Origin of the sequence: Citrobacter sp. TBCS-14 (assembly GCF_005280805.1) — a bacterium.
In the GTDB taxonomy this organism is placed as follows: Bacteria; Pseudomonadota; Gammaproteobacteria; order Enterobacterales; family Enterobacteriaceae; genus Citrobacter; species Citrobacter gillenii.
Map to the genome: position 1 here is coordinate 1 of NZ_SZWM01000677.1, position 208 is coordinate 208.

The 208-nt window shown below is 52.9% G+C and carries 1 protein-coding gene; it reads right to left on the reverse strand.

What is annotated here, in order from left to right:
- Positions 1–208: hypothetical protein (locus FDX22_RS20645; protein ID WP_146717700.1), on the reverse strand; the 208-nt coding region annotated here is incomplete at both ends.

Below are 208 nucleotides of genomic sequence, written 5' to 3' on the forward strand. Positions count from 1 at the left end.
ATCTGAAATAATTTGCTGATCGTACTGCCAAAATGGACCAGCGAGCCAATATCCACCATCAGGATCAACCGGCGATATTTTCGGGTCTGGATCATCTGCGTAAGGGCTTCCAGCGTGTCATGCACCGACTGCTCAAAAGGCATATCGATAGCGCTGAACACCTCGCGCTCCAGCACGCGATTCACGTACTGCGCCTGACTTGTGGCGG